Raw genomic sequence first — 6,046 nt, 5'->3', positions numbered from 1 at the left:
CACCAGGTCCTGCCCCTCGTCCACCGACGCCCGGTCCCACCGGTCGCGGTCCTGCTCGGGCAGCGGCACCGGCACGCCGTCCGGACCGGTCCGGGCGGCGACCGCGATCATGCAGGCGGTGCACCGGGGCGAGGTGGACGAGGCGCTGCGGCTTGTCGACACCGGCCACGCCCGGCTGCTGGAGGACCGCCGTACCCTCGACGTGGTGGCCGCGGCGTTGGCGGACCTGCCGGCCGGGACCGGCGACGACGTGGCGTCGGGACGCGGTGCGGTGTTCGTCGGCGTGCTGGCCCGCCGGCTGGAGGTCCGGCCGGCGACGCTGCGGCAGTGGGAACGCGTGGGTCTGCTGCGGCCGGGCCGGGATCCGCGTACCGGCTACCGGGTGTACCGGCCGGCGGACGTGCGGGACGCGCTGCTGGTGGGTCTGTTGCGGCGGGGTGGTTGTCCGCCGGCCCGGATCGGCCCGTTGCTCGTCGAGGTGCGCGCCGCCGGGGGTGTGGCGGACCTGGACGCGGTGCTGGCCGACTGGCGGGCCCGGCTGGGGGCGCGCGGGCGGGCCCTGCTCACCGGCGCCGCCGCGCTCGCCGACTACCTCGACGCGGACGCGGCCAGCTAGCCGGCGAGCGCGCCGACCGCCTCGGCGATGGGGGTGTCCCCGCCGACGAGTTCGACGGTGTGTCCGGCGGTGTCCGGGGCGTACAGCAGGGCCAGCAGCACCCGGGCCACGTCGGCGCGGCTGATCGCGCCGGCGCCGACGTGTCGGGCCAGGGTGATCCGGCCGGCCGGTTCGTCGTCGGTGAGCCGGCCGGGGCGCAGCACGGTCACGTCCAGGTCCCGGGCGGTGACCTCGTCCTCGGCGGCCTTCTTGGCCCGCAGGTACGCCGCCCACACCTCGTCGGTGCCGGCGGCCGGCGGGTCGTCCACGCCCATCGAGGAGACCAGCAGGTAGCGGCGGACGCCGGCGCGTACGGCGGCGTCGGCGAGCAGCACGGCGGCGCCCCGGTCGACGGTGTCCTTGCGGTCGGCGCCGCTGCCCGGTCCGGCGCCGGCGGCGAACACCACGGCGTCGGCGCCGGCGAGGTGCGCGGCGAGGGCGTCGGCGTCGGTGTGTTCCAGGTCGCACACGACGGGTTCGGCGCCGGCGGCGCGCAACGCCGCCTCGTGCTCGGGGTTGCGGATCAACCCGAGCGCGGTGTCCCCGCGTCCGGCGAGGTCGCGCTCCAGCAGCTTGGCGATCTTTCCGTGGCCTCCGGCGATGACGACGCGCATGCCCCCAACCTAGCCGCCCCGCGTGCCGCCTGCCGGGCGACCGGCCTCGCCGATCATGGGGTTGGCGGCACGACACGGGCCGGACCACCGCCAACCTCATGATCGACGCAGTGATGCGGGCCGTGTGGGTGGGAGGTGTGGGGGTGGGCGAGGGAGCATGGACGGGTGAGTGACGAGTTCGAGGCGTTGACGCGGCTGGTGGCCGCCGGTGGTGTGGTGGTGCTCAGCGGCGCCGGCCTGTCCACCGAGTCGGGCATTCCCGACTACCGGGGGCCCAGCGGCGCGGCCCGCCGGCACACCCCGATGACCTACCAGGCGTTCACCCGCGACCCGGTGGCCCGGCGGCGCTACTGGGCGCGCAGCCACCTGGGGTGGCAGACCATCGCCCGGGCCGCGCCCAACGACGGGCACCGGGCGGTGGCCCGGTTGCAGCACGTCGGGCTGCTCGACGGGATCATCACCCAGAACGTCGACGGGCTGCACACCGCCGCCGGCGCCACCGGCGTGATCGAGCTGCACGGCCGCCTCGACGAGGTGATCTGCCTGGACTGCGGCAACGCCACCGGCCGCGACGAGCTGCACCGGCGCCTGTCCGAGGCCAACCCGGGCTTCGACGCGGCCGTGGCGCACGTCAACCCCGACGGCGACGTGGACCTGCCCGACGAGGCGGTGACCGGGTTCCGCACCGTCGACTGCGGGGTGTGCGGCACCGGCATGCTCAAGCCGGACGTGGTGTTCTTCGGCGAGACGGTGCCGGCGCCCCGGGTGGCCGACTGTTTCGCGCTCGTCGAGCGGGCCCGGGCGCTGCTGGTGCTCGGGTCGTCCCTGACGGTCATGTCGGGGCGTCGGTTCGTGCTGCGCGCGGCGAAGCACGGCATCCCGGTGGGCATCGTCAACCAGGGCGCCACCCGCGGCGACGGGTACGCCACGCTGCGCGTGGACGCCCCGCTCGGCGCCACCCTCACCGCGCTGGCCGGCACGCTCGCCGAACCGGCGCCGGCAACGGTGTGATCACCCCCGGGACGTGAGCGGGAAACACGCCCGCTGGTAGCGTGGGAGGTGCCGGTACCACCCACGTGGGAGAGACCGTCTCGCCGACGGCGCCGAAGGGGCAGATTCTCCCCGGAACCTCTCAGGCAAAAGGACCACGTGGGCAGGCGCTGTGGAGCGCGTCAGCGCGACTCAGGGGGAGGCCGACCCGTCGACCTCGCCCCCCACAAGGAGCGCCGCCCATGACCGCAGAGCAGTTCGCCGACCGGCACATCGGCCCCGGCCGCGACGACGAGCGTCGGATGCTGGAGGCCGTCGGCTACAGCTCCCTCGACGAGCTGATGGACGCCGCGATCCCCGAGGTGATCCGCTGGCACGGCACCCTCGACCTGCCCGCGCCCGCCTCGGAGCGGGAGGCGCTGGCCGAGCTGCGCGCCCTGGCGGCCCGCAACACCGTCGCCGTGTCGATGATCGGCCTGGGCTACCACGGCACCCACACCCCGGCGGTGATCCGCCGCAACGTGCTGGAGAACCCGGCCTGGTACACCGCGTACACGCCGTACCAGCCGGAGATCAGCCAGGGCCGGCTGGAGGCGCTGCTGAACTTCCAAAGCATGGTGTCCGGGCTGACTGCGCTACCAGTCGCGAACGCCTCGATGCTCGACGAGGGCACCGCCGCGGCCGAGGCGATGACGCTCGCCCGCCGCGCGTCCAGGAGCAAGAGCCCGGTGTACGTGGTGGACGCCGACGCGCTGCCGCAGACCGTCGCGGTGATCACCAGCCGCGCCGAGCCGCTCGGCATCGAGGTGCGCGTGCTCGACGTGGAGCGCGACGAGCTGCCGGCGGAGTTCTTCGGCCTGCACCTGCAGTACCCGGGGGCGTCCGGCGCGGTCCGCGACCACCGGGCGCTGGTGGAGGCGGCGCACGGCGTGGGCGCGCTGGTGACCGTCGCGGCGGACCTGCTGGCCCTGACGCTGCTGCGCCCACCGGGGGAGATCGGCGCGGACATCGCCGCCGGCACCACCCAGCGCTTCGGCGTACCCATGGGCTACGGCGGCCCGCACGCCGGCTACCTGGCGGTCCGCGCCGGCCTGGAGCGGATGCTGCCCGGCCGGCTGGTCGGGGTGTCCCGCGACGCCGACGGCAACCCGGCGTACCGGCTGGCGTTGCAGACCCGCGAGCAGCACATCCGCCGGGAGAAGGCGACAAGCAACATCTGCACCGCGCAGGTGCTCCTCGCCGTGATGGCCGGCATGTACGCGGTCTACCACGGCCCGGACGGGCTGCGCGCGATCGCCCGGCGTACCCACGAGGCGGCGGCGCGGCTCGCGGCCGGCCTGCGCGCGGGCGGCGTCGACGTGGCCGACGTGCCGTTCTTCGACACCGTCACCGCGACCGTGCCGGGCCGCGCCGCCGAGGTGGTGGCCGCCGCCGCCGAACGCAACGTGAACCTGCGGCTGGTCGACGCCGACCGGGTCGGCATCTCCTGCGACGAGACCACCACCGCCGCGCACCTTCAGGCGGTGTGGGCGGCGTTCGGCGTCGACGGGTTCGACGGCGACGTCGACACGGGCCTGCCGGGCGGGCTGGCCCGTACGTCGGACTTCCTCACCCACCCGGTGTTCCACACCCACCACTCGGAGACGGCGATGCTGCGCTACCTGCGCCGGCTGTCCGACTTCGACTACGCGCTGGACCGGGGCATGATCCCGCTGGGCTCGTGCACGATGAAGCTCAACGCCACCACCGAGATGGAGCCGGTCACCTGGCCGGAGTTCGCGCACGTGCACCCGTTCGCGCCGGACGACCAGACCGCCGGCTACCGGGACATGATCGCCCAGCTGGAGGGCTGGCTGGCGGAGGTCACCGGCTACGACGCGGTGAGCGTGCAGCCCAACGCCGGCTCGCAGGGTGAGCTGGCCGGGCTGCTGGCGATCCGCGCCTACCACCGCGAGCGCGGGCAGGGGCACCGGGACGTGTGCCTGATCCCGTCGTCGGCGCACGGCACCAACGCCGCGTCGGCGGTGATGGCCGGCATGCGGGTCGTGGTGGTCGGCTGCGACGCCGACGGCAACGTCGACCTGGTCGACCTCGACGCGAAGATCGACAAGCACCGGGACGCGCTCGCCGCGATCATGGTGACGTACCCGTCGACGCACGGCGTGTACGAGACGGGCATCGCGCAGCTGTGCGCGAAGGTCCACGACGCCGGCGGTCAGGTGTACGTCGACGGCGCGAACCTCAACGCGCTCGTCGGGTTCGCCAAGCCGGGGAAGTTCGGGGCGGACGTGTCGCACCTGAACCTGCACAAGACGTTCTGCATCCCGCACGGCGGCGGCGGCCCGGGTGTGGGCCCGGTGGCGGTGCGGGCGCACCTGGCGCCGTTCCTGCCCGGCGACCCGGCCGGCGCGCCCACCGACGGGCGTCCGGCGATCTCGGCGGCCCGGTACGGGTCGGCGGGGATCCTGCCGATCCCGTGGGCGTACCTGCGGATGATGGGCGCGGACGGGCTGGCCCGGGCCACCGGCGTGGCGGTGCTCGCCGCGAACTACGTGGCGGCGCGGCTGCGCGCGCACTTCCCGGTGCTCTACGCCGGCAACAAGGGCCTGGTGGCGCACGAGTGCATCCTGGACCTGCGGCCGTTGACCAAGGCGACCGGGGTGAGCGTCGACGACGTCGCCAAGCGGCTGATCGACTACGGCTTCCACGCGCCGACGATGTCGTTCCCGGTGGCGGGGACGCTGATGGTGGAGCCGACCGAGAGCGAGGACCTGGCCGAGCTGGACCGCTTCTGCGAGGCGATGATCGCCATCCGCGCGGAGATCGACAAGGTCGGGTCGGGGCAGTGGCCGGCGGGGGACAACCCGCTGTCGCACGCGCCGCACACGGCGGCGATGGTGTCCGGTGACGAGTGGCCGCACCCGTACCCGCGGTCGGTGGGCGCCTACCCGGGTGGCACGGACCGGGCGGGGAAGTACTGGCCGCCGGTGCGGCGCATCGACGGCGCGTACGGCGACCGGAACCTGGTCTGCTCGTGTCCCGCGCCTGAGGCGTTCGAGGAGGACTGAGCGCATCGCGCCGGGGCGGTGGGGACACGGCCGCCCCGGCCGGCGCGCCGACGATCATCGTCGGCGCGTACGCTCACTGACGCTGCGTGATCGCTCAGGCGACGAGGGCGTGGCGGGCCGGTCCCCGGTGCGGGGCGATGGTCCGCCCGTCGGGGAGCAGCTCACCGGTGTCCTCGAAGACGATGACGCCGTTGCAGAGCAGGCTCCAGCCCTGCTCAGGGAAGCAGGCGAGGACGCGGGCGGCTTCGCGGTCGGTTGCGTCGGCGGAGGGGCAGGTGGGTTGGTGCTGACACATCGGGTTCTCCGGACTGTGGGGGCACTGTGTCATGGTTCACATGACCAGTGACGCACAGTACCAAGGAAAACTGAGCGGCATCGAGCAAGGATGCGTCTTGTTCACCCAGAATCGGCTGAACGGATGAGCCGGAACCGACCAGACGTTGTGGAAGCGCTCCCACAGGTGCCGGTCGATGCCCCCGGCGCGCCCGCCGCCTGCCGCGCCCGACTTGTCGAGACCGCCCGGCTCCAGTGGCACGTCGCCGACGGCGGCGACCCCACTGACCTGGCACAACGCTTCCTCGCCGCGCACGGCGTACCGACCGACGACCTTGCCCGACCCGGCCGGCACACACCGGACGGGCCGTGCGGCGCGGCGCTGTTCCTGTCCGCCGCCGCAGGCGCCCACGCCATCGGCGCGCCGCCCGGCGCGCCGAGCCCCG

General features: G+C 74.5%; 6 protein-coding genes, 1 pseudogene and 1 riboswitch. Of the genes and pseudogenes, 4 read left to right on the top strand and 3 right to left on the bottom strand.

What is annotated here, in order from left to right; translation table 11 throughout:
* On the bottom strand, positions 1-111 hold a 111-nt coding region (locus HUW36_RS35015; RefSeq protein WP_425487260.1), incomplete at its 3' end, for a DUF6596 domain-containing protein.
* Positions 112-118: 7 nt separating this feature from the next.
* Here HUW36_RS35015 and HUW36_RS23420 point away from each other — a divergent pair.
* Positions 119-616: a MerR family transcriptional regulator gene (locus HUW36_RS23420; RefSeq protein ID WP_246248296.1), complete on the top strand. Its 498-nt coding sequence runs from the start codon at positions 119-121 to the stop codon at positions 614-616.
* Here the strand turns inward: HUW36_RS23420 and HUW36_RS23415 are convergent.
* Positions 613-1,269, bottom strand: coding sequence for an NAD(P)H-binding protein (locus HUW36_RS23415; protein ID WP_174530151.1), 657 nt, complete (start codon positions 1,267-1,269; stop codon positions 613-615). The genes HUW36_RS23420 and HUW36_RS23415 overlap by 4 nt on opposite strands.
* A 165-nt stretch (positions 1,270-1,434) precedes the next feature.
* Between HUW36_RS23415 and HUW36_RS23410 the strand changes: the two genes are divergently transcribed.
* Complete coding sequence (locus tag HUW36_RS23410; RefSeq protein ID WP_174530150.1) at positions 1,435-2,280, top strand: NAD-dependent protein deacetylase; 846 nt, start codon at positions 1,435-1,437, stop codon at positions 2,278-2,280.
* A gap of 56 nt (positions 2,281-2,336) precedes the next feature.
* Positions 2,337-2,427: riboswitch (glycine riboswitch) on the top strand.
* Positions 2,428-2,501: 74 nt separating this feature from the next.
* Complete coding sequence (gcvP, locus tag HUW36_RS23405) at positions 2,502-5,327, top strand: aminomethyl-transferring glycine dehydrogenase (RefSeq protein ID WP_174530149.1); 2,826 nt, start codon at positions 2,502-2,504, stop codon at positions 5,325-5,327.
* 94 nt (positions 5,328-5,421) lie between these two features.
* Here the strand turns inward: gcvP and HUW36_RS23400 are convergent, their stop codons facing one another.
* The gene (locus HUW36_RS23400) at positions 5,422-5,622 is read right to left on the bottom strand and encodes a DUF5999 family protein (RefSeq protein WP_013286363.1); all 201 of its coding nucleotides are present in this window, start codon (positions 5,620-5,622) and stop codon (positions 5,422-5,424) included.
* Positions 5,623-5,787: 165 nt separating this feature from the next.
* On the opposite strand from HUW36_RS23400, the pseudogene HUW36_RS23395 reads away from it, so the two are divergent.
* Positions 5,788-6,046, top strand: a pseudogene (locus HUW36_RS23395) (anthranilate synthase component I family protein); the annotation flags it as partial.

This window comes from Micromonospora maritima, from assembly GCF_902825405.1.
GTDB classification, from domain to species: Bacteria; Actinomycetota; Actinomycetes; order Mycobacteriales; family Micromonosporaceae; genus Micromonospora; species Micromonospora maritima.
This window is presented reverse-complemented; position numbering and strand designations above follow the sequence as displayed.

Bases quoted from the DNA above. Each gene is read 5' to 3' on its own strand.
- gcvP (WP_174530149.1), top strand. From the start codon at position 2,502: ATGACCGCAGAGCAGTTCGCCGACCGGCACATCGGCCCCGGCCGCGAC.
- HUW36_RS23415 (WP_174530151.1), bottom strand. From the start codon at position 1,269: ATGCGCGTCGTCATCGCCGGAGGCCACGGAAAGATCGCCAAGCTGCTG.
- HUW36_RS23400 (WP_013286363.1), bottom strand. From the start codon at position 5,622: ATGTGTCAGCACCAACCCACCTGCCCCTCCGCCGACGCAACCGACCGC.